This window comes from Micromonospora sp. NPDC093244 (assembly GCF_040683695.1).
In the GTDB taxonomy this organism is placed as follows: Bacteria; Actinomycetota; Actinomycetes; order Mycobacteriales; family Micromonosporaceae; genus Micromonospora.
Genome location: NZ_JBFBEO010000004.1, coordinates 227,671 through 250,242, shown reverse-complemented (window position 1 = coordinate 250,242; position 22,572 = coordinate 227,671). Strand labels below are relative to the sequence as shown.

General features: G+C 72.7%; 27 protein-coding genes and 1 pseudogene. 7 read left to right on the top strand and 21 right to left on the bottom strand.

The window, feature by feature from the left end; translation table 11 throughout:
• Positions 1-21 precede the first annotated feature (21 nt).
• Positions 22-537, top strand: a complete 516-nt coding sequence (locus AB0N27_RS21970) for a hypothetical protein (RefSeq protein WP_364372764.1) — start codon at positions 22-24, stop codon at positions 535-537.
• 39 nt (positions 538-576) lie between these two features.
• Positions 577-2,793 (top strand): AAA family ATPase, encoded by a 2,217-nt coding sequence (locus AB0N27_RS21965; RefSeq protein ID WP_364372761.1) that lies wholly within the window; start codon positions 577-579, stop codon positions 2,791-2,793.
• A 16-nt stretch (positions 2,794-2,809) separates the two neighbouring features.
• Here AB0N27_RS21965 and AB0N27_RS21960 read toward each other — a convergent pair whose 3' ends face one another.
• The 19 genes and pseudogenes from AB0N27_RS21960 to AB0N27_RS21870 all read right to left on the bottom strand — a co-directional run bounded on the left by AB0N27_RS21960 (position 2,810) and on the right by AB0N27_RS21870 (position 15,001).
• Complete coding sequence (locus AB0N27_RS21960) at positions 2,810-3,163, bottom strand: gas vesicle protein K (protein WP_364372758.1); 354 nt, start codon at positions 3,161-3,163, stop codon at positions 2,810-2,812.
• Positions 3,160-3,372 carry a gas vesicle protein gene (locus AB0N27_RS21955; protein WP_364372755.1) on the bottom strand — a complete coding sequence of 71 codons (213 nt, stop codon included), beginning with the start codon at positions 3,370-3,372 and terminating at the stop codon, positions 3,160-3,162. Before AB0N27_RS21955 ends, AB0N27_RS21960 begins: the two co-directional genes overlap by 4 nt.
• Positions 3,369-4,187 (bottom strand): GvpL/GvpF family gas vesicle protein, encoded by an 819-nt coding sequence (locus AB0N27_RS21950; RefSeq protein WP_364372752.1) that lies wholly within the window; start codon positions 4,185-4,187, stop codon positions 3,369-3,371. The genes AB0N27_RS21955 and AB0N27_RS21950 overlap by 4 nt, the downstream gene beginning before the upstream one ends.
• Positions 4,180-4,563 carry a gas vesicle protein gene (locus AB0N27_RS21945; RefSeq protein ID WP_364372749.1) on the bottom strand — a complete coding sequence of 128 codons (384 nt, stop codon included), beginning with the start codon at positions 4,561-4,563 and terminating at the stop codon, positions 4,180-4,182. The genes AB0N27_RS21950 and AB0N27_RS21945 overlap by 8 nt, the downstream gene beginning before the upstream one ends.
• Position 4,564: 1 nt before the next feature.
• Positions 4,565-4,894 (bottom strand): gas vesicle protein, encoded by a 330-nt coding sequence (locus AB0N27_RS21940; protein WP_364372746.1) that lies wholly within the window; start codon positions 4,892-4,894, stop codon positions 4,565-4,567.
• A complete protein-coding gene (locus tag AB0N27_RS21935; RefSeq protein WP_364372743.1) occupies positions 4,863-5,183 on the bottom strand; it encodes a gas vesicle protein GvpG in 321 nt (106 codons plus the stop codon). Before AB0N27_RS21935 ends, AB0N27_RS21940 begins: the two co-directional genes overlap by 32 nt.
• Positions 5,184-5,186: 3 nt before the next feature.
• Positions 5,187-5,942: a GvpL/GvpF family gas vesicle protein gene (locus tag AB0N27_RS21930; protein WP_364372740.1), complete on the bottom strand. Its 756-nt coding sequence runs from the start codon at positions 5,940-5,942 to the stop codon at positions 5,187-5,189.
• Positions 5,943-6,078: 136 nt separating this feature from the next.
• Positions 6,079-6,282: pseudogene (gvpJ, locus tag AB0N27_RS21925) on the bottom strand (gas vesicle protein GvpJ); the annotation flags it as partial.
• 5 nt (positions 6,283-6,287) lie between these two features.
• Complete coding sequence (locus tag AB0N27_RS21920) at positions 6,288-7,439, bottom strand: SRPBCC family protein (RefSeq protein WP_364372737.1); 1,152 nt, start codon at positions 7,437-7,439, stop codon at positions 6,288-6,290.
• Positions 7,440-7,441: 2 nt separating this feature from the next.
• Positions 7,442-7,909, bottom strand: coding sequence for a hypothetical protein (locus AB0N27_RS21915; protein WP_364372734.1), 468 nt, complete (start codon positions 7,907-7,909; stop codon positions 7,442-7,444).
• Positions 7,910-8,186: 277 nt separating this feature from the next.
• Complete coding sequence (locus tag AB0N27_RS21910; protein WP_364372732.1) at positions 8,187-8,696, bottom strand: GNAT family N-acetyltransferase; 510 nt, start codon at positions 8,694-8,696, stop codon at positions 8,187-8,189.
• A gap of 141 nt (positions 8,697-8,837) precedes the next feature.
• Positions 8,838-9,722 (bottom strand): hypothetical protein, encoded by an 885-nt coding sequence (locus AB0N27_RS21905; RefSeq protein WP_364372728.1) that lies wholly within the window; start codon positions 9,720-9,722, stop codon positions 8,838-8,840.
• Positions 9,691-10,344, bottom strand: a complete 654-nt coding sequence (locus AB0N27_RS21900; RefSeq protein WP_364372726.1) for a DUF3618 domain-containing protein — start codon at positions 10,342-10,344, stop codon at positions 9,691-9,693. The genes AB0N27_RS21905 and AB0N27_RS21900 overlap by 32 nt, the downstream gene beginning before the upstream one ends.
• A 22-nt stretch (positions 10,345-10,366) precedes the next feature.
• Positions 10,367-10,762 carry a phage holin family protein gene (locus tag AB0N27_RS21895; protein ID WP_364372723.1) on the bottom strand — a complete coding sequence of 132 codons (396 nt, stop codon included), beginning with the start codon at positions 10,760-10,762 and terminating at the stop codon, positions 10,367-10,369.
• Positions 10,759-11,397, bottom strand: a complete 639-nt coding sequence (locus tag AB0N27_RS21890; protein WP_364372720.1) for a hypothetical protein — start codon at positions 11,395-11,397, stop codon at positions 10,759-10,761. The genes AB0N27_RS21895 and AB0N27_RS21890 overlap by 4 nt, the downstream gene beginning before the upstream one ends.
• Positions 11,398-11,550: 153 nt before the next feature.
• Entirely contained in the window at positions 11,551-11,964 is a 414-nt protein-coding gene (locus AB0N27_RS21885) for a DUF3263 domain-containing protein (RefSeq protein WP_364372717.1), read from the bottom strand.
• 107 nt (positions 11,965-12,071) lie between these two features.
• Complete coding sequence (locus AB0N27_RS21880; protein ID WP_364372714.1) at positions 12,072-13,088, bottom strand: ABC transporter permease subunit; 1,017 nt, start codon at positions 13,086-13,088, stop codon at positions 12,072-12,074.
• Entirely contained in the window at positions 13,085-14,095 is a 1,011-nt protein-coding gene (locus AB0N27_RS21875) for an ATP-binding cassette domain-containing protein (RefSeq protein ID WP_364372711.1), read from the bottom strand. Before AB0N27_RS21875 ends, AB0N27_RS21880 begins: the two co-directional genes overlap by 4 nt.
• Before the next feature lie 120 nt (positions 14,096-14,215).
• Positions 14,216-15,001 (bottom strand): DeoR/GlpR family DNA-binding transcription regulator, encoded by a 786-nt coding sequence (locus AB0N27_RS21870; protein ID WP_364372708.1) that lies wholly within the window; start codon positions 14,999-15,001, stop codon positions 14,216-14,218.
• Positions 15,002-15,198: 197 nt separating this feature from the next.
• On the opposite strand from AB0N27_RS21870, the gene AB0N27_RS21865 reads away from it, so the two are divergent.
• Genes AB0N27_RS21865 through nagA form a run of 3 tightly spaced genes read left to right on the top strand, consistent with a single transcriptional unit; the run spans position 15,199 to position 18,261 of the window.
• Positions 15,199-16,128 carry a sugar isomerase gene (locus tag AB0N27_RS21865; RefSeq protein WP_364372705.1) on the top strand — a complete coding sequence of 310 codons (930 nt, stop codon included), beginning with the start codon at positions 15,199-15,201 and terminating at the stop codon, positions 16,126-16,128.
• A 55-nt stretch (positions 16,129-16,183) separates the two neighbouring features.
• Positions 16,184-17,155, top strand: a complete 972-nt coding sequence (locus tag AB0N27_RS21860; RefSeq protein WP_364372702.1) for an ROK family protein — start codon at positions 16,184-16,186, stop codon at positions 17,153-17,155.
• Entirely contained in the window at positions 17,152-18,261 is a 1,110-nt protein-coding gene (gene nagA, locus AB0N27_RS21855; RefSeq protein ID WP_364372699.1) for an N-acetylglucosamine-6-phosphate deacetylase, read from the top strand. Before AB0N27_RS21860 ends, nagA begins: the two co-directional genes overlap by 4 nt.
• 25 nt (positions 18,262-18,286) lie before the next feature.
• Here the strand turns inward: nagA and AB0N27_RS21850 are convergent, their stop codons facing one another.
• Positions 18,287-19,510, bottom strand: coding sequence for a DUF4032 domain-containing protein (locus AB0N27_RS21850; RefSeq protein ID WP_364372696.1), 1,224 nt, complete (start codon positions 19,508-19,510; stop codon positions 18,287-18,289).
• Between the two features lie 118 nt (positions 19,511-19,628).
• Between AB0N27_RS21850 and AB0N27_RS21845 the strand changes: the two genes are divergently transcribed.
• Positions 19,629-20,366 carry a phosphatase PAP2 family protein gene (locus AB0N27_RS21845; protein ID WP_364373372.1) on the top strand — a complete coding sequence of 246 codons (738 nt, stop codon included), beginning with the start codon at positions 19,629-19,631 and terminating at the stop codon, positions 20,364-20,366.
• A 9-nt stretch (positions 20,367-20,375) separates the two neighbouring features.
• Entirely contained in the window at positions 20,376-21,611 is a 1,236-nt protein-coding gene (locus AB0N27_RS21840) for an APC family permease (RefSeq protein ID WP_364372693.1), read from the top strand.
• A 75-nt stretch (positions 21,612-21,686) separates the two neighbouring features.
• Here the strand turns inward: AB0N27_RS21840 and AB0N27_RS21835 are convergent, their stop codons facing one another.
• Positions 21,687-22,559, bottom strand: coding sequence for a hypothetical protein (locus AB0N27_RS21835; protein WP_364372690.1), 873 nt, complete (start codon positions 22,557-22,559; stop codon positions 21,687-21,689).
• Positions 22,560-22,572: the final 13 nt, after the last annotated feature.

The window sequence follows — 22,572 nt, the reverse complement described above, 5'->3', positions numbered from 1 at the left end:
GTGGCGGGAAGGGGTGATCTGGTGAGGGGCGACCTGGACGAGACGCTGGCCCGACTGGCTCGGCGCGAGGAGGCGCTGCGCCGGCGGGCCAACGACCGCGACAACACACCACCACCGGGGCCGGTCGGCGGCCCGGTCAACCACCCGAGCGGCCCCGCCAACCCCCGCGACTCCGGGCCGGGCCGGCACGGACGGGACGTCCCCGACGAGCCGGCCGGCTGGGGTCCGGTCGAGGAGGTTGCCGAGGCGGTCCGCCAGATCGTCGGCGCCAACCCCGGTCTGGCGGTGACCGTCCGGGTGGAGCACGCCGGGCGGACGTACCCGCTGCGGGTGTCCTGGGACGGCCCGGACGTCACGGTCGGCCCGGAGCTGCCGGCGGCGCCCGTGGAACCCCCGCCGGCCTGGCCGTTGTCGGGGCGGACGGTGCCGGCGTGGGCCCCCGGCCCGGACGGGTTGTCCCCGGACCCGGCGGCCCGCCTGGCCGAGTTGATCCGGCGGGACCCGTCGCTGCTGGACGAGTTGGACCCGCGGCGCTGACCCGACGCGGGATTCGCCGCGGGCGGCTACGGTCGGGCGGTGGCACAACCCGACCTGACCCTGTTGGCGAGCCTACGGCCGGCGGCCCTCGACGCTCGACGTGGCGTCGTGCGACTGCACCCGGAGGCGCTCACCGCGCTGGGCCTGCGTCCCGGTGATCCGGTGCGGCTGAGCGGCCGCCGGGAGACGGCCGGGATCGTCGCGGCCGCCGACCCGGGCGCGAGCGCCGCGATGCTGTACGCCGACGACCTGACGCTTGGCAACCTCGGCCTGCGCGACGGTGGTCAGGTACGGGTGAGCCCGATGCCGCTGACGGCGGCGGGTCGGGTCGTCCTGCGTGGCCCGGTGGGCGTGGTGGCGGCGGTCAGCCCGGAGATGCTGCGGCTCGCCCTGCTCGGCAAGGTGGTCACCGTCGGCGACGACGTGTCGCTGTTGCCGCAGGACGTGCTGCCGGACGCCTCGGTACGCAGCCTGGTCGAGGCGGCCCGTCGCAGTCTCGCCAACACGGTCGGCCTGGCCTGGACGAGCACGCTTCTCACAGTGGTCGCTGTGGAACCGGCCGCCGGCGCGCTCGTCACCATGGACACGCTTGTCGGGTGGGAGCACGGGCCGGCCACGCACGACACGCCCGGCCCGGCCGCCGCCGCGCCGCTCCGGGCGACCGGCACGGCCCCGCCGGCCGCCCCGGTCGACGACGCCCCGGACGTCGACGAGCTGCCCGGCCTGCGACCCCAGGCCGAGGAGCTGACCGAACTGCTCGACCTCGGCTTCCACCATCGGGAGGTGCTGGGACGGCTGGGCACCACCATCTCGCTCGGCGTGCTGCTCGGCGGGCCCGCCGGCTCCGGCAAGTCGGCGCTGGTCCGGGCGGTGGCGGCCCGCGTCGGCGCCCGCGTGCACCCGCTGTGGGCGCCCGAGGTGGCCGCGCTGACCAACCAGGCCGCGGCAGAGCGGCTGCGGGCCGCGGCGACGGCGGTACGCGCCGGCGGACCGGCGGTGCTGCTGATCACCGACGTGGAGGCGCTCGCCCCGGCCGACGAGCCCGGCCCGGTGGCGACCGTGTTCCGGCAGGTGCTCGCGGAGACCATAGGGGCCGGCGCCGCGGTGGTGTGCACCACCAGCCGACCGGAGGCTGTCGACCCGGCCCTGCGTGCACCGGACCTGCTGTCGCTGCGGATCAGCATCCCGCTACCCGACCCGGCGCTGCGCCGCGAACAACTCACCGTGCTGACCCGCCAGGTGCCGCTCGCCGACGACGTACGGCTGGACGAGGTGGCCGCGCGTACTCCCGGGTTCGTCGCGGCGGACCTGGCCGCGCTGGTCCGCGAGGCCGGGGTACGGGCCGCGCTGCGGCAGAAGGCGGCCGAGACGCCGACTGTGTCGATGGGTGACTTCACCGCCGCCCTGGAGGTGGTCAGGCCGACCACGATGGCCGCGTCCACCCTGGAGGTGGCCTCGGTGACCCTTGACGACGTCGGCGGTCTGGGCGAGGTCAAGCAGACGCTCACCGAATCCGTGCTGTGGCCGCTCACCTACCCGGACACGTTCGCCCGGCTCGGTGTGCAACCGCCGCGCGGCGTGCTGCTGTACGGGCCGCCGGGCTGCGGAAAGACGTACCTGGTGACCGCGCTCGCCGGGTCGGGCCGGGCGAACGTCCTCTCGGTGAAGGGGGCCGAACTGCTCTCCAAGTGGGTGGGCGAGAGCGAACGCGCCGTCCGCGAGCTGTTCCGTCGGGCCAGGGAGGCGGCCCCGACGCTGATCTTCCTGGACGAGGTGGACGCGCTCGCGCCGGTACGCGGCCAGGCCACCGATGGCGGCACCACGGACCGGGTCGTCGCCGCGCTGCTCACCGAGCTGGACGGGGTGGAGACCCTGCGCAACGTCGTGGTGGTCGGGGCGACGAACCGGCCGGACCTGGTCGACCCGGCGCTGCTGCGGCCGGGGCGCATGGAAAGGCTGGTCTACGTGCCGCCACCGGATCCGGGCGCGCGGGCGGACATCCTGCGGGCCGCCTCCCGGCACGTGCCGCTGGCACCGGACGTCGACCTGGCGGCCCTCGGCGACGAGCTGGTCGGCTTCTCGGCGGCGGACTGCGCGGCGCTGGTCCGGGAGGCGGCGCTGGCCGCGATGCGGGAGTCGTTGACCGCCGCGACTGTCACCGCCGCGCACGTGGCGACGGCCCGGCAACGGGTACGCCCGTCGCTGGACCCGGCCCAGGTCGCCTGGCTGGCCGCGTACGCCGACAGCCGGTCGTGACCGGACGCCGGCCCGGTCAGTCGGTCGGTAGGAGCGGGCCGAGCGGCCCCAGGTCCAGGTTCAGGTCCTCCGGGGCCAGGCCGAAATGGTCGCGCAGTCCGACCATCTGCTCCTCCAGCGCCATCAGCGTCACACCGATCCGCTCGACCTGCTCCTCGGTGAGGTCACCGAGGTCCACCCGGCGCAGGGCCTGCCGCTCCATGAGCTGACGCAGCAGCTCGACGACGGTGAGCACCAGGCTCGCCAGCCCACGCTCGACCGAGTCCCGATCCACGGCGATCCGGCGGTCCAGCGGCGTCACCCGGGGCGGCTGCCACGACGCGGCGCCGAGCGCGGCGGCAAGCTCAGTCGCCTCGTCCCGCCCGGTCACGCGGCGTCCTCCTGCTGCGGCAGCGCGCCGACCGACGCGACGAGCGCCCGCAGCGAGATCCGTACCAGGTCCACGTCGGCGATGGCCAGGGTGATGTCACCGCTGATCACCACGCCGGTGGCGAGGACCCGGTCGAGCAGGTCGACCAGGGCGACCGGCCGGTACGCCAGCGGGTCGTCCGCGCTGCTGGGCGCGAGTGAGGTGGTCACCCCGGCTCCCGTACGGTGAGCGCCGGCTCCGGCCGTTCCGCCACGAAGGAGTACGCCGGCCACGGCCCGGTCAGCTCCAGCCGTACCCCCGGATGCCGGTGACCCAGCGAGCTGACCAGGTCGGTGAAGCGGGGCAGCGCCGCGACGTCGACCAGGTACGCCCCGTTGAGCACCATCGGCGCGGACGTCCCGGAGAGCCGCCGGTCCTGCGGGGCGTGCCGCCGACCCGCCACGGCCAACTCGCACAGGGCGCCGTGCAGCGCGTCGGCGGCCGCGCTCGCCACCTGCTGGCGTTCCTCCCGGCTGGTCAACTGGGCGCGTCGGCGCCGCAGATACGCCGTCCCCACCCCGCCGTGCCCGGTCGTCTCGGCGTCCGCGGTGGCCGCTCCCGGCGCCAGGTAGCCCTTGACCCCCCACTCCCCGCGCCCGGTCAACCGGTCAAGGGTGGCGACAAGTTCCGCACGGCGGTCGGTGAGCGAGCGGGCCACCCGCTCGTCGTCCGTGTGCACGGTGGCGAGCCGGGCCGGCACCACAGGGCCTCGCCGGGCCAGAGCCTCGACCACCGCGTGATGCGACCGGGCGGCCCGCTCCAGCCACGCCAGATCCTCCAGGTTGCGCCGTAGCGGCTGCTCGCCGTACTCGTCGAGCGGGGCGGTGCTGACCACGGCCACCAGTCCGGCGGCGGGCACGGCGCGGACCGGTCCGCCGTCCATCCCGGGGATCGCCGCGAGCGTCGCCGGTTCGGCGTCCCGGACCACGCCGTGCAGCCAGGCACCGGCCGCCGGGACGGTCAGCTCCACGGCCACCTCAACCATCCAGGTCACCCCACTCCTGCGCTTCGGCATCCCGGCGTAGCGCCCGGGCCGCCACCCGGGGCCGCCGCTCCGCTTCGACCTGCTCCGGGTCGCGCGGACCCGGCTCGACCGGGGGCCGGGCGCGGGAGCTGAGCCACGGGTCGTGCTCCCACCAGTCGATGCCGATCTGGCGTGCCGTGTCGACCGACGCGATGACCAGCCGCAGCTTCAGCGTCAGGAGCTCGATGTCGAGCAGGCTGACCCGGATGTCGCCGGCGATGACGATGCCCCGGTCGAGCACCCGCTCCAGGATGTCGCCCAGGTTCGCCGGCTCGTGGCCGGCGGGCAGGACCTGGCCGGAGTTCTGCACCACAGGCGGTGGCTGCGCAGCGGTCATCTCAGCCCACCTCACCCTTCCCGCGCTGGTAGCGCCGCACCCGCCGATAGCCGAGCAGGCTCCCCTCGATGTCCAACTCCACCTCGTACAGGCCGAGCAGGTCGATCGAGGTGGGGATCCGGCGCGCCTCCACGACCTCCACCCCGACCAGCCAGCCGTCCTCGGTGGCCTCCAGGGACGTGGTGACGGACGGCTCGCGGCCGGTCAGCTCGACCAATTGCCGCAGCCCCGCCCGGGCCGCCTCGGCCGCCGACACCGGATCCACGTACTCGTCGTCGGGGTAGCCCTCGGTGGCCGGGTCACGTCGCCGGGCCCGGGCGTCGTCGGTCATGGCGCACTCCCTTCTCGCGTGCGGGGCCGCGCCGAGCCGGACCCGACCTGGCACCCGGCCGGGCCGTAACCCCGGTCAGCCGGTCCAGCACCCGCTGCTCGGCCCTGTCGCGTTCCTCCGCGCTGAGCTCACCGGCCGCGACGGCGGCGTCCAGTTCCTCCAGCTCGCGGCGGACGTTCACCGGGTTCCGCTGCCGCGCCTCGGCCTCCCGGGCCACCACCCCGACCACCGCGGTCAGCCCGCGCACCGGCGCGTACGGCAGGGTCAGCAGCGCCCACAGCAGGTCCACCGGTCAGCCCGCCAACTGGTGGGCGCCGACGAAGTCGTACGGGGCGAGCGGCCCGAGCAGACGCAGCCGCAGCAGACCCCTGCGGTCCTGCGCGTACTCCTCCAGCGCGTCCACCAGCGCAGCCTCGCGGTCGGTGTCCACCAGCAGGGCCGCGTGGGCCGCGTCCATCTCGTGGCTGGGCGGACGCAGTTGCGTGGAGACGACGAACTCGGCGGTGACGTCGAGCAGCCGGCGGTTCTCCGCCTCGCGGCGCAACTCCACCGCCTGGCTGATCAACTCGCCGAGCCGGATCCGTGGCTCGCGGGTGGCCGCCTCGGCGCGACCACGCACCTGCTCGGCGAGGCGGGCGGCCGCCGGGTTCTCGTCGAGGATGCCGCGCAGCAACTCCCGCTCGTCGAACCGACCCTGCACGACGTACTGCACCCGACCCTCGAACTCGGCCAGCGCGGCGGCGAACCGGTCGTGGTGCGGTCGCAGCAGGTCGAGCACCGCGTCCGGGCCGGTGACCACCGTGCCGAACCGCACAGGCAGCACCGGCGCCACCGCCGCCGTTCCGTCCAGCAGGTCCTGGTACGCCCGCAGGTCCGTCGACCGGCCGAGCGGCGCGTCCAGCGGCACCGGGCTGACTAGGGCGGCGACGTCTCCGTGCCGGATCACCGTCACCTCGCCGGGCGGGTCGCCGACCCCGGCGGCGTCGGGCGTCGCCTCCACGTCGGCAGGCACCAGCCCGTAGACGAACAGTCCCGTCTCGTCGGCCATCTCACTTCCTTCCCAGGTCCCGCACGTCGCCGGTGGCGCCTCCGACCGGATCGGTGACGTCCCGCACCGCGCCGGTGACACCGCCGAGCAGGCCGGCCAGCCCTTCGCCCTCCTCCGGGGCGATGTCCAACCGGTCGACGGCCTCGGCGAACCGCAGGTACGTCTCGATGCTCGCCACCACGACCCGGGCGTCGATCTCCACCAGGGGGATACCGACGACCCCTACGGTCGCCTGCGCGTCGATCACCACGCCCTTGTCGAGCACGGTCTCCACCACGTCGGCGAGGCGGCCTGCGGAACCCACCCGTTCGAGGGCTCCGCCGACGGCGTCCTCGGGCACCAGGGTCACTCGTCCTCCTCCCGGCGGCGGCGTACCACGGGTCGGCGGGGCGGCTCCGGGCCACGTCGGACGGGCGGCCGGGGCCGCTGCGGCTCTTCGCGCGGCTGGGCGCGCCGGGCCCGGTCGGGCACCCGGCGGCGGGGTGGCGGCGGAGGCTCCTCGTCCGGCTCGTCCGCGTACCCCTCGTCGTAGCCGTCCTCGTACGCGTCGTACTCCTCGTCGTACTCCGGCTCGGCCGGCCGCCGGGGCGGCCGCTGGCGCGGTCGCCCGCCCGGCCGGCGGCGCGACTCCGCCTCCTCCTCCGGACCCTGCTCCCGCTCCTCGCGCAGGCCGGTCTCGTGGTCCTTGACCACCTGCGAGTCGCGAATCTCGCCGCGCCAGCCCTCGACCTGGTCCGGGTCGAGGGCCACCTCGGTCATCACGTGCCTGACGAAGTGCTTCAATTCCAGCCGCACCCGCCGGCCCTGGGCACGCCACAGGTTGCCGGTGTGCTCGAAGAGACCTTGCGGGTGGTACTCCAGCACCACGAGGATGCGGGTCAGGTCCGGGGTGATCTCGTGGAAGCTGACGGTGCCGTCGACAGAGCCCTTCTCGCCCTTGGACCGCCAGTGGATGAGCTTGTCCGGCACCTGGCGGACGATCGTCGACTCCCACGTCCGGTGCGACCAGAAGACCTGCGCCTTCCACGTCATCTTCTCGTCCGAGTCGTTCTCGGCCTGCTCGACCTTCTTCATGAAGCTCGGGAAGTCACCGAACTGCGTCCACTGGTTGTACGCGGCCCGCACCGGTACGCCGACCTCGATCGTCTCGACGATGTTGGTGACCTTCTTCTTGCCGCCGCCCTTGCCGCCCTTACCGCCCGCGCGGCCGAGAGCCGCCATCACCTTCTCCTTACCGCCGGCCACGCCGGCATGCACCATCGCCTTCATGGGCGAGCCGCCCTCGGCCAACTTCTGCGCCCCTGTGGCGGCGGCGATCAGGCCGGGACCGCCGCCCTGACGCGCGTACTCGCTGAGACGGCCTGTCGCGCCGGTGATCCGCTCGGTCACCACGCTCATCACGCGGTCACCTATCGCCCCGGCCAGGTTGCGCACCTCGTCGGCCAGTTGGCCGCGCAGTTTGTCACCGAGCCCGCCCGGGCTGCTCTGGGCCGCCATGGTCACCGCCCCCGCCGCTGCGCGGCTGCGGCGTCGCCACGATCGTTGGTCGCGCCGCTGTCGCCGTCCGCACCCGCACCACCAGCGTCGGCACCGCTCCGGCCGCCCGTGCCGTTCTTGGTGTTACCGCCGCCCTGGTCGTCCCCGTCGTTCTGGCCACCGGAGCGGCGGCGCAGGGCGTCAGCGGAGCCGCGCAACTTCCCGGTGAGCGCGTCGACACCACTGCCGGCGGCGGCGGTAGCGGCTGCCCGACCGGCGTTGACCAGCGGACCTCCGAGCCGGCTCAGGTTGCCCAGTTGGGGCGACGACTGGAGTGCGTCGGTGCCCCGCTTCAGCAGGCCGCCGGGGTGCTTGCTCGCCCGGCCGGCGGCGACCGCCGCGGCAAGGGTGAGCGCCGTACGCAGTTTGCGGCGTCGGCCCAGCAGGTAGCCGAAGCCCACCGCCAGCCCGATTCGTGTTCCGGCCTTCATCAGGCCTCCCTCGCTCCCCGCTGAGTCCGGACGTCTGCCCGGTGAGGGCCGGAGAAGGGCTACGGGGAACAGCGCGAACCGCGCCCCCGATCCGACGTCCCGTATCTGCGGACCCGGCGGGCAGTACCCGTCGGGATTACTCCGAAACCGCTACGACAATTTCCGTCGACGATGGGAGAAGCGCATTCGGAAAGGCGGCACCGGATAGTTCAAACCGGACGTCAGCACGGTCACGAGCAGGGATAACGTAAGGGATGGCGAAACGCAGAGGAGCCACTCAGAAAGCGGGAGGGGTCGAATCCAGGCATATTTCGGCGCGTACCTTGCCGCCGCTCTCACGCAATTTCGCACCGCATTTTTCGAGTACGGAGACCGCGCCGACGTTGTCCGGGGTCGTCTCGGCCACCACGGCCCGCATTCCGGCCCCGGCGGCGGCGTTCAGCAACTCGCGCAGGGCGGCGGGACCGATCCCCTGACCCCGGGCCGAGCGCCCGAGCCACATCCCGGCCTCCACAGTGCCCGGCTCGTCACAGCGCGTCATCCGGATCATGCCGACGACCTCGCCACCGACGAGGATCGCGTACATCTGGGACCCGGTCGGGCCGTCCAGTCCACCGAAACTCGCCCTGTGGAACTCGCGGAACGCCTCCCGACGGGCCAGCGACCAACCGGCCGGAGCCTCCACCGGGGGCATCACGTCATCCGGCTCGGCCTCGGCAGCCGCTACGGAGAGCAACGGCTCCAAGTTCCGCTCGTCCACCGGCTCCAGCCGGACCGCACCCGCCACGTGCCGCAGTCTGCCGGCCTCATCGGCCGAAGTCCACCCCATTGGACATCCACTGGCGGTCCGGTCAGCGGTACCGGCCGGTCGGGCGGCGTGGGTGTTTCTCCTCACGCTCCGCTGTCACCCGTCGGGGTGACGGCTTGCTCAGAACTCGCAGAACACCACCGAGGCGTCGTCAGTGGCCTTGTGCCGCCGCAGCCGGTCGGGGTGGTCGCGTTCCGCGGCGCGGACCCGGTCGAGCAGCGCGCCCGGACCGTCGGCGCTCAGCAGGTCGAGCAGACCGGTCCAGTCGGTCAGGCCGAACTGCTCGACGGCGCTCGACGCGCCGTCGCTGAGCAGCGCCGCCCGGCGCACCGCCCCGTGACCGTGCCGGGGCACCGAGCCGGTCACCGCGTGGAACGCCGCATCGGGGTCGGCCGCCGCCACCCAGTAGCCGTGCGTACGGTTCATCCGTTCCCGCTGGACCCCCACCGCGTGCCGGAACCGGGTGACCGGGTCGACGGGGCCGGCCGGCACCGTCGCGACCGTACGGCGCAGCTCCGCCATCGCCGTCTCCAGCCGGTCGTCGGTCACCACGCTCACCCGCCCGCCGGCGTCCAGCACCAGCGGACTGTCGCAGAGCACCAGGTAGTCGACCTGGTCGCCGCAGTCCCGAAGCAGGCACACGGTGCTCGACGGGGTGCCGGGATGATCAAGGTCGCACTGGCCGCCGTGGTCGGCCCGCACGGCGAGGATGGCCGCGGCCAGGTTGCTGGTCAGCCGGGCGGCCGGCCGGGCCGCCTCGGCCACACCGATCCGGGCGGCCAGCTGCCGGACGTACCACTCGGGCCCGTGTACGCATCCGGTGTCGAACCCGTCCGGCACCGTCGCGCCGTCCAGCACACCCACGAGCGGCCCGAACCGGAAGACCAGGTCCTCGTTGACCGCCCGGCCCGGGGCCGGCGCGGACGCGGAGCGTACCCGCATCACCGGCGCCGGCCCCGTCGCGCCGATCGGGTCAGCGCTGCCGGAGGTCGTCGGCGGCCGCATGCGCCTCCCCCTGCACCTGGCCGGCGGCCGAGCGGCCCTGGTCGCGTACCGCGGACACCCCCTGCTGGGCGGTGGACCGCACCGACTGGGCCGCCTGCTGCGCCGGCTCCCGCAGGTTGTCCTGGACCTGGTGGCCGACCTGGCTCGCCTGCTGGCGAAGCTCGTCGGAGTGCTCACTGACCATGGTGCGGGCCCGGCCGGCGAGCTGCCGCTCCCGCCCGCTCGGCGGAATCAGCGAAGCGGCCAGCAGGCCGACGCCGAAGGCGACCAGCCCCGCCGCGAGCGGATTGCCCTGGGCCTGCTCGAGGGACTGATGTCCGAGCGAGCGCGCCTCATCCCGCATCGAGCCCACGGCCTCCCGAGACTGGTGCCCGAGCGATCGGGTCTCGTCGCGAACCGAGCCGGCCATGTGCGACATCCGCTGGCTGGTCTCGTGCCCCATGTGACTCGAGCTGCCCATCACCTTCTCCTTCGCTCGGGTGAACGCACCGCGGGCCTGCCCGACGCGGTCACCGGCGATGCGACGCGGATTGACCTTGTCGGTCAGTGCGTCTACGTCACTGCTCAACTCGTTGCGGGTGGTCTCGATCTCCCGCCGGATCCGATCCGGATCACTGGACATGATCTGTTCCCTCCCGACTCGTTCACCGGCCCCGCAGGGCGTCCGGCACTTCCCGGGCCGTCTGTTTCGTCCGGGGCAGAACCGCACGTGCCCGCTTGAGCTGGGTACGGGCGTTGACGAAGAGCCCCCCGGCGACGACGGCCCAGATGATTGCGACGATCAGTGCCGCCCACCCCTGGTCCATCGTGTTGGACAGCCCCCACCACACGGCGTACGACACGAAGAGCACCGCCAGGAACCCGGCGACTCCGGCACCGCCGAACATGCCGCCAGCCTTGCCGGCCTGACTGACCTCCTCACGGAGCTCGGCCTTGGCCAGCTCGACCTCCTTGCGCATCAGAGTGGAGACGTCCCTGGTCACTTCGCCCAGCAGCTCGCCTACCGAGGCCTGGGCCCGCTCCTTCTCCGGCGCGCTCACGGTGCCACCCCGCCGGGCAGATCCGACTGGGGCCGGCCGGCGGGCGAGACGTTCTGCGCCCGCGCCGTCCCGACGTACGGCTGCGCACCGGTGTCCGCCGAAGCGCCAGGCGGTGCCGGTCGAGCACCGGCGCCCGCGCTCCCGATCCCACCGTTGCCGGAGGCCGACCCGGTCAGACCCTTGGTGAGCCGCCCGACCAGCAGTCCGGCGACGGCCGCTCCCACCAGGAACGTCCCCGGATGGCGGCGCGCGTACGTGCGTACCTCGTCGAGAACCTCGCCGGGTTCGCGTTCGTCGAGCCAGCCGGCGGCCTGCTGGGCGGCGTCGCCCACCCGGCGTACCGCCTGGCCGGCCAGCCCGGAATCGCCGTCCCGTTCCGCCATCGACCCCAGCTCACGGCCGAGATCCCGCAGACCTTCGGCGGCCCGTTTCTGCTGGGTCTGCGCCTGTTCGCGCAGTTGTCCAGTGGCCTGACCGGTCAGCTGCTGGGCCTGTCGCCGCGCCTCGGCGGCCACTTCTCCGCCCTGCGCGGCGGCGGTCTGTGCCATCTGACCACCGGCCTGCGCGGCCTGGTGGCCGACTCGGGAGGCCTCCTGCCGGGCCTGCTGCCCGCGTCCGCTCTGATTTGTCGTCATGCTCCGCTCCCCTCCTGGGTGCTCGGTCGCCTGGCGACCCCGGAACGCCTCCCGCCTACCCGCCTGGCCGGACGCCATGCGGTGGGACCGGCAGGCCTCGGGAGTGAAGACCGGCACCGGATGCGCAACGGGACGAACGGGCGGCGTCCGCCGTCAGCGGCGGCGGTTGCGGGCGCGCGACGAGCGGAGCCGGCGGAGCCGACCGATCAGCACCGGGTCGGCGGCGAGCGCGGCGGGGTTGTCCAGCAGCCCGTTGAGCAGCTGGTAGTACCGGGTCGAGGAGACCCCGAAGGTGTCCCGCACGGCCTGCTCCTTCGCGCCGGCGTGCCGCCACCACTGCTGCTCGAAGGCGAGGATGGCCCGTTCGCGCTCGGTCAGCCCCGGTGCCGGGTCGACGGCGTCGACCTGCGCCGGTTCGTCGACCGACTCGTCCGGCCGTGCCGGTTCGTCGGCGGTTTCGATGGGCGGTACCGGTCGAGGAGTCGGGACGGTCGGCCCGACGCCACCCGCGACGTCACCCGGACGAGCGTCGGTGGACGGCTCGGGGGCGGTGGCGTCGGCGGACATTCGCTCAGCCTAGCCAGGGAGGACCCGGGTCGCAGCAGCCGGCGCGGCGTCCACTGACGCACGACGAAGGCCCCCGGGGGGAGCCGGGGGCCCTCGTAGCCGATCGGTCAGGAGATGTCGCGCCGACGCATCGCCCAGAGGGCGGCGCCGAGGATCACCACCACACCTATCGAGAACAGCACTGACGACTGCTGCCAGGTGATGTCCATCGTCTCCGGTTTGCACTCGCCGTAGTAGGTCGCGTTGCAGGAGTCCCAGTTCTGCAGGGTGACCGTCTTCGTCATCCAGGCCAGCGCGTACGTGGGCAGCAGCCACGCCTCGGCGAACTTCACGCTCGCCATCGACAGCAGGATGCCCAGACCGAACTGGCCGACCACCATCAGGGCCACGACACCACCCAGGGCCATCGCGGTGTGCCGGCCCAGTGAGGCGAGCGCGAACCCGATGGTGGTGAGCACGAGCACGAGTGCCACGCCGCGCAGCCCGGTCAGGACGAACGACTGCCAGGCCCCCGAGGTCATCTTCTCGGTGCTGCCCCGGAAGGTGGCGACCCCCCAGAACCCCGCGAACCAGAGCACCGCGGCGGGCAGCGTCACCGCCAGGATGCCGGTGAGCAGCGCGGCCAGCTTGGTGAGCAGCACGGTGAGCCGCTTGGGCCGCCAGAGCAGCAGGTTCATCATGCCGCCGGTGCTCCACTCGGCGCCCACGAAGGACGCGCCGACCACGAAGCCGACAAGCGCGAGGATCGCGGCGAACGGGACAAGCGTCTCGTCGAACGTCTTCCGGAAATCGAACGTCGACGGCAGGAACCACTCCGCCTCGATCTGCTCCCGCGGCGGTGCCGTGATCATCGAGCAGTCGTCGGGGTAGCGGCCGTCGCTCGCCGTGCCGGCCTTCTTGGCCTGCTCGCACGCCGAGCGTTCCTGCTCGCTCCAGCGCACCTGCTCCTGGTACTGCTGCTCGGCCTGACGTTCGGCCCTGGCGAGCTGGTCGGCGCCGATCTTCTGGTTGGTGAAGAAGACGCCGACCACCACGGCGGCCAGCACCAGCAGGCCGAGCAGCGTCATGTAGCGGGTGAAGCGCCGCTTGGTGAGCCGGCGCAGCTCGGTACGAAAGAGGCTCACGCGCCCCACCCTCCCGCGGTGGCACCGGGCTGACCCGTCCCACCGACCTTCGTGGACTCGTCGACCTGCCGGTGCTGGCCGGGTACCGGTGCGGTGGCGGTCAGTTCGAGGAAGACGCTCTCCAGGTCGACGGCGATCGGAGCGAGCTCGCTGACGTAGAGGTTCTGCTCGGCGAGCAGTCGCGTCACCGAGGCCGGCTTGTCGACGCCCGCCAGCATCAGGTGGTCGGGGTGACCGGTGACCCGGATCCCCGCCCGGGTGAGCGCCTCGGTGGCCGCCGGCAGGTCGCTGACGGCCTCCAGGCGTACGCGTACCGCGTCGGAGGAGTGCTGGGCGAGCACCTGGTCGACCGGGCCGAAGGCGACCCGTCGGCCCAGCGAGATGATGGTGACCGAGTCGCAGATCAGCTGGATCTCGCCGAGGATGTGGCTGGACAGCACCACTGTCATCCCCGATTCGGCGAGGGTCCGCATCAGCGTGCGCATCTCCCGGATGCCGCCCGGGTCGAGGCCGTTGGCCGGCTCGTCGAGGATGAGCAGCTTCGGGTTCTTCAGCAGGGCGGAGGCGACGGCGAGCCGCTGCTTCATGCCCAGCGAGTACGTCTTGACCCGCTCGCCGGCCCGGTCGCGTAGCCCGACGAGTTCCAGCACCTCGTCGACCCGGTTGGCGGGCACCTCGCCCGCCCCGGCCAGCAGGTACAGCGTGTCCCGTGCCGAGAAGTGCGGGAAGAATTGCGGGCTCTCCACGATCGCGCCGACCTGTCCGGCGACAGTGGGTAGCGCGTCGGGCACGTCGTGCCCGAGCAGGGTCATCCGGCCGCCGTCGGGCCGGATGAGGCCGAGCAGCGTACGCAGCGTGGTGGTCTTCCCGGACCCGTTGGGGCCCAGGAAGCCGTGCACCTGCCCTGCGTCGACCCGCATGTCGAAGCCGTCGAGCGCGTTGCGGGTGCCGCGTCGACGACTCTTGTACGTCTTACGTAGACCTTCGATCTCCAGGACAGCTGGCAAGCTGCACCTCCCCCGATGGTGGGCGTGACAGCCGACACCATACGCGGTATGCAGCCACGCGCAATACCGGGTATGCATCGACGCGCCGTACGCGCCGCGAGATAGACGGAGAGTGATCGTTCAGGCGCAGATGACCTGCACGCCGGCGACCCGGAACGCCTCCACCACCTCGGGCGCGGCACCGTTGTCGGTCACCAGCGTCTCCACCCGCTCGACGGGGCAGATCCGGGCGAAGGCGTGACCGCCCAGCTTGGACGAGTCCGCGATGATCACGACCCGTTTGGCGCGGGCCACCATCAGGTTGTTCATCGCCGCCTCCCCCTCGTGGTGGGCTGCGGCGCCGAGCTGCGGGTCGATCGCGTCCACGCCGAGCAGCGCGATGTCCAGGGTGACCTCGCGCAGCAGTGCCCCGCCCAGCGGGCCGACGAGTTCGAACGACTTGGGACGCACCACCCCGCCGGCCACCACCACCTTCATCCGGGACCGGACCAGCAGCTCGTTGGCGATGTTCAGCGCGTTGGTCACCACGGTGAGCTGGGCACCTTCGGCGCTGGTGTTCAGATCCGGGCGGACGGCCAGCGCGCGGGCAACCTCCGTGCTCGTGGTGCCGCCGTTCAGGCCGACCACCGTGCCCGGCGTGACGAGCGAGGCGGCGGCGGCACCGATCCGCTGCTTCTCGGCCGAGTGCTTGGCTGTCTTGTAGCGCAGCGGCAGGTCGTAGGAGACACCGTTCGCGACCGCGCCGCCCCGGGTCCGCGTGATCATCTGCTGCTGGGCGAGCTGGTCGAAGTCGCGCCGGATGGTGGCCTGGGAGACGTCCAGCCGCTCGGCTGCCGCCTCGACGCTTACCCGGCCGTTGTCGGTGAGCATCTCCAGCAGGGCGTTCCATCTGGCGTACCGGTCCACCGCGGGGCCTCCAGAGACTGCACGGACGGTGATTGATTGCGTGCACACTAGTGCGCGAAACTGGGCTGGCGCAAAAGACCGGTCTGCGCGATCGGCTGGTCGGTTGCCACGGCCACCCGCTTTCGCGCAGAATAACGCGCGAAATGCGGGTGTTACGAGCCGTATTGCGCATCGATCGGCCCTGCGAGGAGTTTCCCATGGCGTATGTGGACGCGGAGATCGCGAGCCAACCCGACTGCTGGCGGGAGGCCGCCGAACTGGCCGGCGTGGTGCGCGGTGACCTGCCGCGCCCCGGCGAGCGGGTCGCCGTCGTCGGTTGCGGCACGTCGTGGTTCATGGCGATGGCGTACGCGGCCCGCCGCGAACAGGCCGGCCAGGGTGAGACCGACGCGTTCCAGGCGTCCGAGTTCCCGGCCGGCCGCCACTACGACCGACTGATCGCCATCACCCGCTCGGGCACCACCACCGAGGTGCTGGAGCTGCTGGCAGCGCTGCGCGGGCGTACGCCCACCACCGTCATCGTCGGCGACCCGGCGTCCCCGGCCGTCGACCTGGCCGCCGCCGCGGTGACCATGCCCTTCGCCGACGAGCGGTCGGTGGTGCAGACCCGCTTCGCCACCACCGCGCTGGCGCTGCTGCGGGCACACCTCGGCGACCCGGTGAAGGCGCTCGCCGCCGACGCCGAGGTGGCGGTGCGCTCGCCGCTGCCGATCGACCCGGCCACCATCGGGCAGGCGACCTTCCTCGGTCGGGGGTGGACGATCGGCCTGGCGCAGGAGGCCGCTCTGAAGTGCCGCGAGGCGGCCACGTTCTGGGCCGAGGCGTACCCGGCGATGGACTACCGGCACGGCCCCATCTCGATCGGCGCGCCCGGCCGGCTCGTCTGGGCGTTCGGCGAACTGCCCGACGGGCTGCCCGAGGACGTCGCCGCCACCGGCGCGGCCTTCGTGCACAGCCGTACGCACGGCTGGCGCACGGTGCTGGGCAGCTGGTCTGCCGGTCGGACTCCTGTCGACCCGATGGCCGACCTGATCCTCGCCCAGCGCTTCGCGGTCGCGCTCGCGACCAGCCGGGGCCTCGACCCGGACGCGCCCCGGCATCTGTCCCGCTCGGTGGTGCTGGCGTGAGCGTGAGGACCGAGCCGGGTTGGCGAGCCCCGCAGTCGCGCACCGGGATCGCGCCGTGAGCGACGGCGACGCCACGGGCGTCGACCGGGTGGTCGTCGCGCTGGACGTCGGCGGCACGGGCATGAAGTGCGCCCTGGTCCGCCCGGACGGCGTGGCGATACACACCGAACGCCATCCCACCGACGCGGCGCGCGGCCCGGCCGCCGTGATCGGGACCATCCTGGATGTCGCCGAAGGGCTGGCCGACAAGGCCCGCGCCGACGGGCTGGCCCCGGTCGCGGTGGGCATCGCCGTACCCGGGGTGGTGGACGAGGCGCGCGGGGTCGCGGTCTGGTCGGCGAACGTGGGCTTCCGGGACGTACCGCTGCGGGACCTGGCGGGGGCGCGGCTCGGCCTGCCCACGGCGCTCGGCCACGACGTGCGCGTCGGTGGCCTCGCCGAGGCGCGGCTCGGCGCCGGGTGCGGCGCCGGACATGTGCTGTTCGTGGCCATCGGCACCGGCATCGCCGCCGCGCACGTTGTCGACGGTGTCGCCGCGCTGGGTGCGCACGGCGCGGCCGGGGAGATCGGCCACATCATGGTCCGGCCGGACGGCCCACGGTGCGGCTGCGGCCGGCCGGGCTGCCTGGAGGCGGTGGCCTCGGCCTCCGCCGTGGGCCGCCGCTACGCCGAACTGGCCGGTGGGTCCACCGACGGGGCGGTGACCGCGGCCCAGGTGGCCGAGCGTGCCGCGGCCGGCGAACCGCTCGCCGGTCGGGTCTGGCAGGAGGCCGTCGAGGCGCTCGCCGACGGCCTGGCCACCGGGCAGGCGTTGTTCGACGTGGCGACGATCGTGCTCGGCGGTGGCCTGGCCCAGGCCGGGGACGGTCTGCTCGACCCCCTGCGGACGGCGCTGCACGAACGGATGACCTTCCACCGGGAGCCGCGCCTGGTCGCGGCGGCCCTCGGCGACGAGGCCGGTTGCCTCGGTGCCGCCCTGCTCGCCCTGGACGCCATGGGTGTCCGTGACCATCAGGAGAGACGATGACCGTACGGGTGAACGGCCGAGTGGTGACCCCGACGGGTGTCATCAGGCAGGGCTGCGTCGAGTGGGACGGTGACCGGATCACCGCTGTGGCCGAGTACCCGTCGGTGCGGGACGGGCACTGGATCGTGCCCGGCTTCGTCGACATGCACACGCACGGCGGCGGCGGGCACACCTTCACCACGGGGGACGTCGACGAGGCCCGGGCGGCTGCCGACTTCCACCTGGCGCACGGCACCACCACGCTGCTGGCAAGCCTGGTGAGCGCACCCTTCTCGCTGATGCGCGCGGCCACCGAGGCGTTCGCCCCGCTTGTCGACGAGGGTGTGCTGGCGGGCGTCCACTTCGAGGGGCCGTACCTGTCGGCCGCCCGCTGCGGGGCACAGAACCCGGAGTTTCTGCGCGACCCGTCCACCGACGAGCTGACCGAGCTGATCGAGCTGGGCCGGGGCGCCGTCCGGATGGTCACCCTCGCCCCCGAGCGCGACGGTGCGCTGGAGGCCATCAAGCTGCTCACCGCCCAGCGGGTGGTGGCCGCCGTGGGGCACACCGACGCGACGTACGAGCAGACCCGGGCCGCCGTCGCCGCGGGCGCCAGCGTCGCCACCCACCTGTTCAACGGCATGCGGCCGGTGCACCACCGCGAACCGGGACCGGTGGTGGCGCTGCTCGACGCGCCCACCGTGATCTGCGAACTCGTCGCCGACGGGGTGCACCTGCACGACGGGATGTTGACGTTCGTGACCGCCACCGCCGGCCCGGACCGGGCCGCGCTGATCACCGACGCGATGGCCGCCGCCGGAATGGCCGACGGCGAGTACGAACTGGGTGGCCAGGCCGTCACCGTGACCGACGGGGTGGCGCGGCTGGCCCGCGACGGCGCGATCGCCGGCAGCACCCTCACCATGGACGCCGCGCTGCGCCACGCCGTGGACGCCGGGATCCCGATCGCCGACGCCGCCCGGATGGTGGCCACCACCCCGGCCCGGGCCATCGGCCTGGGTGACCGGGTCGGGGCCCTCCAGGTTGGCCTGCGCGCCGATTTGGTGGTGCTGGACGACGACCTGAACGTGGTGCGCGTGCTGCGCGCGGGCTCCTGGGTGGAGTGACGCCAGACCGGCGCGACGGCTGCGGTCAGCTCAGGCTGGGGACCTCGACGCCGAGGATGGCCTGCTCGTCGGGACGGTGCACGAGAACGTCGGTCAGGTAGGACTGGACGGCGTGGCGCATGCCCACGTCCCGGCCGGCGCGCTCGGAGAGCAGCCACTTGTGCTCGATGATCTGCGCGAACAGCTCCTGCGGCTCCAGCTTGCGGCGCAGGTGAGCGGGCACCGCCCGGACCACCGGCTCGAAGACCTCGGTGAGCCAGCGGTGCGCTGCCTGCTGCTCGTCGGTCAGGTCGCTCTCCGCCCGGTAGGCGTCCAGGTCGTTGAGCAGCTTTCGGGCCTGGTTCTCCTCGGCGTCCAGGCCGGTCAGCCGCAGGAGCCGCCTGGTGTGGTAGCCGGCGTCGACGACCTTCGGCCGGACCAGGTAGCGCCCGCCCTCGATCGTCGACATGGCCACCTCGGCCACGTCGAAGCCCAGCTCGTTGAGGCGACGGATCCGGCCCTCGATGTCGTGCCGGGCCTCGCGCTCGACCGCCTGCTCGTAGGTGATCTCGTGCCACAGCCGCTCGTAGCGCTGCACGACCTCCTCGCAGACCACCTCCGGATCGATGGACTCGTGCAGCAGGCCGGCGGCCTGGAGGTCCAACGCCTCACCGAAGATGTTCACCCGGGCGATCTCCAGGTCCTCACCGCGCTGCCCGTTGGAGAGCGAGTTGTGCAGGGCACCCGTCTCCGCGTCCACCAGGTAGGCGGCGAAGGCGCCCGCGTCCCGGCGGAACAGCGTGTTCGACAGCGAACAGTCGCCCCAGAAGAAACCGGTGAGGTGCATCCGCACGATCAGGGCGGCGAGCGCGTCGAGCAGCCGGCTCATCGTCTCCGGACGCAGGGTGTGCGAGAAGAGCGCCCGGTACGGCAGCGAGAACTGGAGGTGCCTGGTGATCAGCACCGATTCGAGGGGTTCCCCCTCGTCGGTCTGCCGGTCGGCGACGACCGCCACCGCCTCCACCGACGGGAAGTCGATCCGCTCCAGCGCCCGCAGCAGGTCGTACTCCCGCTCGGCGATCCGCTCGCGGGTCTCCTTGAAGGCGTACACGTAGTCGCCCAACCGGACGAACCGGACGATGTGCCGGGAGATGCCCTGCGGCAGCGCGACCAGATGCTGGGCAGGCCACTCCTCCAGCGGTGTCGACCAGGGCAGGTCGAGCAGCGCCGGGTCCACGAGAGCAGACGTGATCCGCACGGGCACAAGCATGACGCCTCGCCCCCGCCTCCGCCTCACATCGTGGCTCGGCCCACAGCGCCGAACACCCCGGCCTCGCAGGGGCCGGTAGCGTGGTCGCGTGCTCAAAACCACTGGGGTACGTCGTGAGCTGCGGTTGCGTCCCGTCCGACCGGCCGGCTGGTGGTTCGACGGGCTGCTGCTGGCCGGATTGGTCGGGCTGACCGTCGCGCTCGCCGCCGACCAGCTCTTCGGGTTGGACCGGGCGGTCGCCGACTGGGCCGACGAGCACCGGCCGACCGCCGCGTACTGGGTGGCCCGGGTGCTGAACTTCCTCGGCCAGGGCACCCCGCTGACCCTGATCGGCGTCGGACTGGGCGTTCTGCTGGCCGTTCGGCTCCGGTCGCTGCGGCCCATCCTGCTGCCGGTGGTCGGATTCGTGCTGACCACCTTCACGATCGGCCCGCTCAAGGTGTGGACCGCGCGGGCGGCGCCGAGCGCCAGCGTCAAGGAGCCGTTCCTGACCCCCGAGCAGACGCTGCCGCTGTTCCACGACGACCTGCCGGTCCGATTCGCCCAGTCCTACCCGTCAGGGCACGTCGCCAACGCCATCGTCTGGTACGGCGTCATCGCGCTGCTGCTCGCCCCGCTCGCACGCAGCTTCGGCCGGCAACTCCCGGCCCGGCTGGTCACAGTGATCCGGGTGGTGCCGCCGCTCGTCGTCCTCACCACCACCACCTACCTGGGCTGGCACTGGCTCACCGACTCGGTGGCCGGGCTGCTGCTGGGCCTGCTCCTGGACCGACTGCTGCACCGGGTGCCCTGGGACGACCTGCCTCTCCCCGGCCGGCTACGCGAATGGGACCGGCCGTTCACCTCGTACCCCTAGGTTTGGCCTGTGGATCAACTGGCGCGGCGGCTGGGCGTACCCGATGCGGTTGTCATCGGGTTGGGTTCGATGCTCGGTGCGGGCGTCTTCGTGGTCTTCGGGCCGGCCGCGGCGGCGGCCGGCGGTGCCGGGCTGCTGCCCGCGCTGGTGCTCGCCGGCTTCATCGCCTTCTGCAACGCGACAAGCTCGGCGCGGCTGGCGGCCCGTTACCCGGAGTCCGGGGGCACCTACGTCTACGGTCGGGAACGCCTCGGGCCGTTCGCCGGTTTCCTGGCCGGCTGGGGGTTCGTGGTCGGCAAGACGGCGAGCTGCGCGGCGATGGCGTTGACCATCGGGGCGTACCTGTGGCCGGGGCAGGCCCGGCTGGTCGCCGTCGGCGCGGTGCTCGCGGTGACAGCCGTGAACCTGCGCGGCATCGGTAAGACGGCCACCGCCACGAAGGTGCTTGTCGCGCTCGTGTTCGCGGTGCTGGCCCTGGTCGCGGTCGTCGGCGTGGCGGGCGGGCCGGTGCACCTGGATCGGCTGACCGACCCCGGCGGCTCCGCGCGGGGCGTGCTCACCGCCGCCGGGCTGCTGTTCTTCGCGTTCGCCGGGTACGCGCGGATCGCCACCCTGGGCGAGGAGGTGCGCGACCCGCAGCGGACCATCCCCCGGGCCGTGCCACTGGCGCTCGGGGCGGTGCTCGCCATCTACCTGGTGCTGGCCGTGGTCACGCTCGGCGTGCTCGGCGCCGACCGGCTGGCCGGGTCCGCCGCGCCCCTGGTCGACGTGGTGACCGCCGCCGGGCTGCCCGGCCTGGCCTGGGTGGTCCGCGCCGGGGCCACCATCGCCGTCGTCGGGGTGCTGCTGTCCCTGGTCGCCGGGGTCGGCCGGACCACCCTCGCGATGGCCCGCCGCCGCGACCTGCCCGGCGCGCTGGCCGCCGTGCACAAGGTGCACCAGGTGCCGCACCGCGCCGAGCTGGCAGTGGCCGCCGTGGTGATCGTGGTGGTGCTGCTCGGCGACGTACGCGACGCGATCGGCTTCTCCAGCTGCACGGTGCTCGTCTACTACGCGATCACCAACGCGGCTGCGCTCACCCTGGGCCGCGACCCGGACCGGCGGTTGCCGGTCCGGGTGCTCGCCGTTCTCGGGCTGACCGGGTGCCTGCTGCTCGCGGTCAACCTGCCGCTGAGCAGCGTGCTCGCTGGCTTCGGCATGCTCGCGCTCGGCGCCGCCTTCCATACCCTGCGGGCTCGCCGCTGACCCTGGCGGACGGCCGGAGTCAGCGGCTCAACCGTGGGGCGGGGCGCTGACGGATGCATGCCGCCCTCAGCCGGGTCACGCAGGTTCCACTGACATGATGAAGGACAGATCTCTGAACGTAGGAGGATCCGAGAGCGCATGGTTGCAGTCATAGGAACGCTCGTAGTCAGAATGCACCTCGCGAGTCATGCCCGCGTTCTCCGACCAGCGATCGATGCGAGACCAGTTATGCCCGGCTGATACATAGACATTGCAGACCCCAAGCACGCCCCTCGGGGAATCAAATTCCACTACGAATTCACGAGATTCCGGACTCGGCCATACGATCACCTCGGAGCCAGCCGTCTCGCCGACCGCCCGTAGCGATCCACCGGGCGCGTTGACCGCTACACCACCCTCTCTCACGCCGTTGTAGGAAGTAATGCGAATCGTCACGCGTCCAGTAACCGGAAGGCCGGTCCACAGGTCACCAGTCATGACCGTGTGCGGCCCCCACGAAATTGTGGGTGGAACGGCCTGGCGCATGCCAAGCCTTCGTCGACGATTGGTGGAGTCGATCAGCGCGGTAGCGATCGATAGACCAGTGGTGCGATAGTCGACTTCGGACGTGACACCTACTGACCCGAAGCTGCCTTCGAGGTTCCTGAACGTCGCAGCCCAGCCACCGTCGCTCCGCGCGTACGACATCAGGGCCTGATGGGCAGCAAGGATGTCCACGCCCATGACTTCCTCGGCCGGCCCAGCGTCCCGGTCTTTGAAGCGGACGAGAAATGACCCATCCTCGCTTACCACTGCTTCGGCGAAAGAGCCGTCATCCCCGACAGGCCGGATCGCGACGCCGGTTCCATCCGAAGCAGAAAGGCTGTCCAAGGTGTGATAGAGAGCGTCCGGGTCGCCATCAAAAAGATCGTCGTCCCACTCCGTGCGAACCCGGTACTCACCAGTCATTGGCCAGCTCCCG

What these genes read in the sequence shown, in the direction of transcription:
- AB0N27_RS21945 (WP_364372749.1), bottom strand. Translation starts at nt 4,563, where the DNA reads ATGACCGCTGCGCAGCCACCGCCTGTGGTGCAGAACTCCGGCCAGGTC.
- AB0N27_RS21865 (WP_364372705.1), top strand. Translation starts at nt 15,199, where the DNA reads ATGGCGTATGTGGACGCGGAGATCGCGAGCCAACCCGACTGCTGGCGG.
- AB0N27_RS21885 (WP_364372717.1), bottom strand. Translation starts at nt 11,964, where the DNA reads ATGTCCGCCGACGCCACCGCCCCCGAGCCGTCCACCGACGCTCGTCCG.
- AB0N27_RS21930 (WP_364372740.1), bottom strand. Translation starts at nt 5,942, where the DNA reads ATGGCCGACGAGACGGGACTGTTCGTCTACGGGCTGGTGCCTGCCGAC.
- nagA (WP_364372699.1), top strand. Translation starts at nt 17,152, where the DNA reads ATGACCGTACGGGTGAACGGCCGAGTGGTGACCCCGACGGGTGTCATC.
- AB0N27_RS21915 (WP_364372734.1), bottom strand. Translation starts at nt 7,909, where the DNA reads ATGAAGGCCGGAACACGAATCGGGCTGGCGGTGGGCTTCGGCTACCTG.
- AB0N27_RS21835 (WP_364372690.1), bottom strand. Translation starts at nt 22,559, where the DNA reads ATGACTGGTGAGTACCGGGTTCGCACGGAGTGGGACGACGATCTTTTT.
- AB0N27_RS21890 (WP_364372720.1), bottom strand. Translation starts at nt 11,397, where the DNA reads ATGACGACAAATCAGAGCGGACGCGGGCAGCAGGCCCGGCAGGAGGCC.
- AB0N27_RS21940 (WP_364372746.1), bottom strand. Translation starts at nt 4,894, where the DNA reads ATGACCGACGACGCCCGGGCCCGGCGACGTGACCCGGCCACCGAGGGC.
- AB0N27_RS21850 (WP_364372696.1), bottom strand. Translation starts at nt 19,510, where the DNA reads ATGCTTGTGCCCGTGCGGATCACGTCTGCTCTCGTGGACCCGGCGCTG.
- AB0N27_RS21950 (WP_364372752.1), bottom strand. Translation starts at nt 4,187, where the DNA reads ATGGTTGAGGTGGCCGTGGAGCTGACCGTCCCGGCGGCCGGTGCCTGG.
- AB0N27_RS21900 (WP_364372726.1), bottom strand. Translation starts at nt 10,344, where the DNA reads ATGTCCAGTGATCCGGATCGGATCCGGCGGGAGATCGAGACCACCCGC.
- AB0N27_RS21920 (WP_364372737.1), bottom strand. Translation starts at nt 7,439, where the DNA reads ATGGCGGCCCAGAGCAGCCCGGGCGGGCTCGGTGACAAACTGCGCGGC.
- AB0N27_RS21905 (WP_364372728.1), bottom strand. Translation starts at nt 9,722, where the DNA reads ATGCGGCCGCCGACGACCTCCGGCAGCGCTGACCCGATCGGCGCGACG.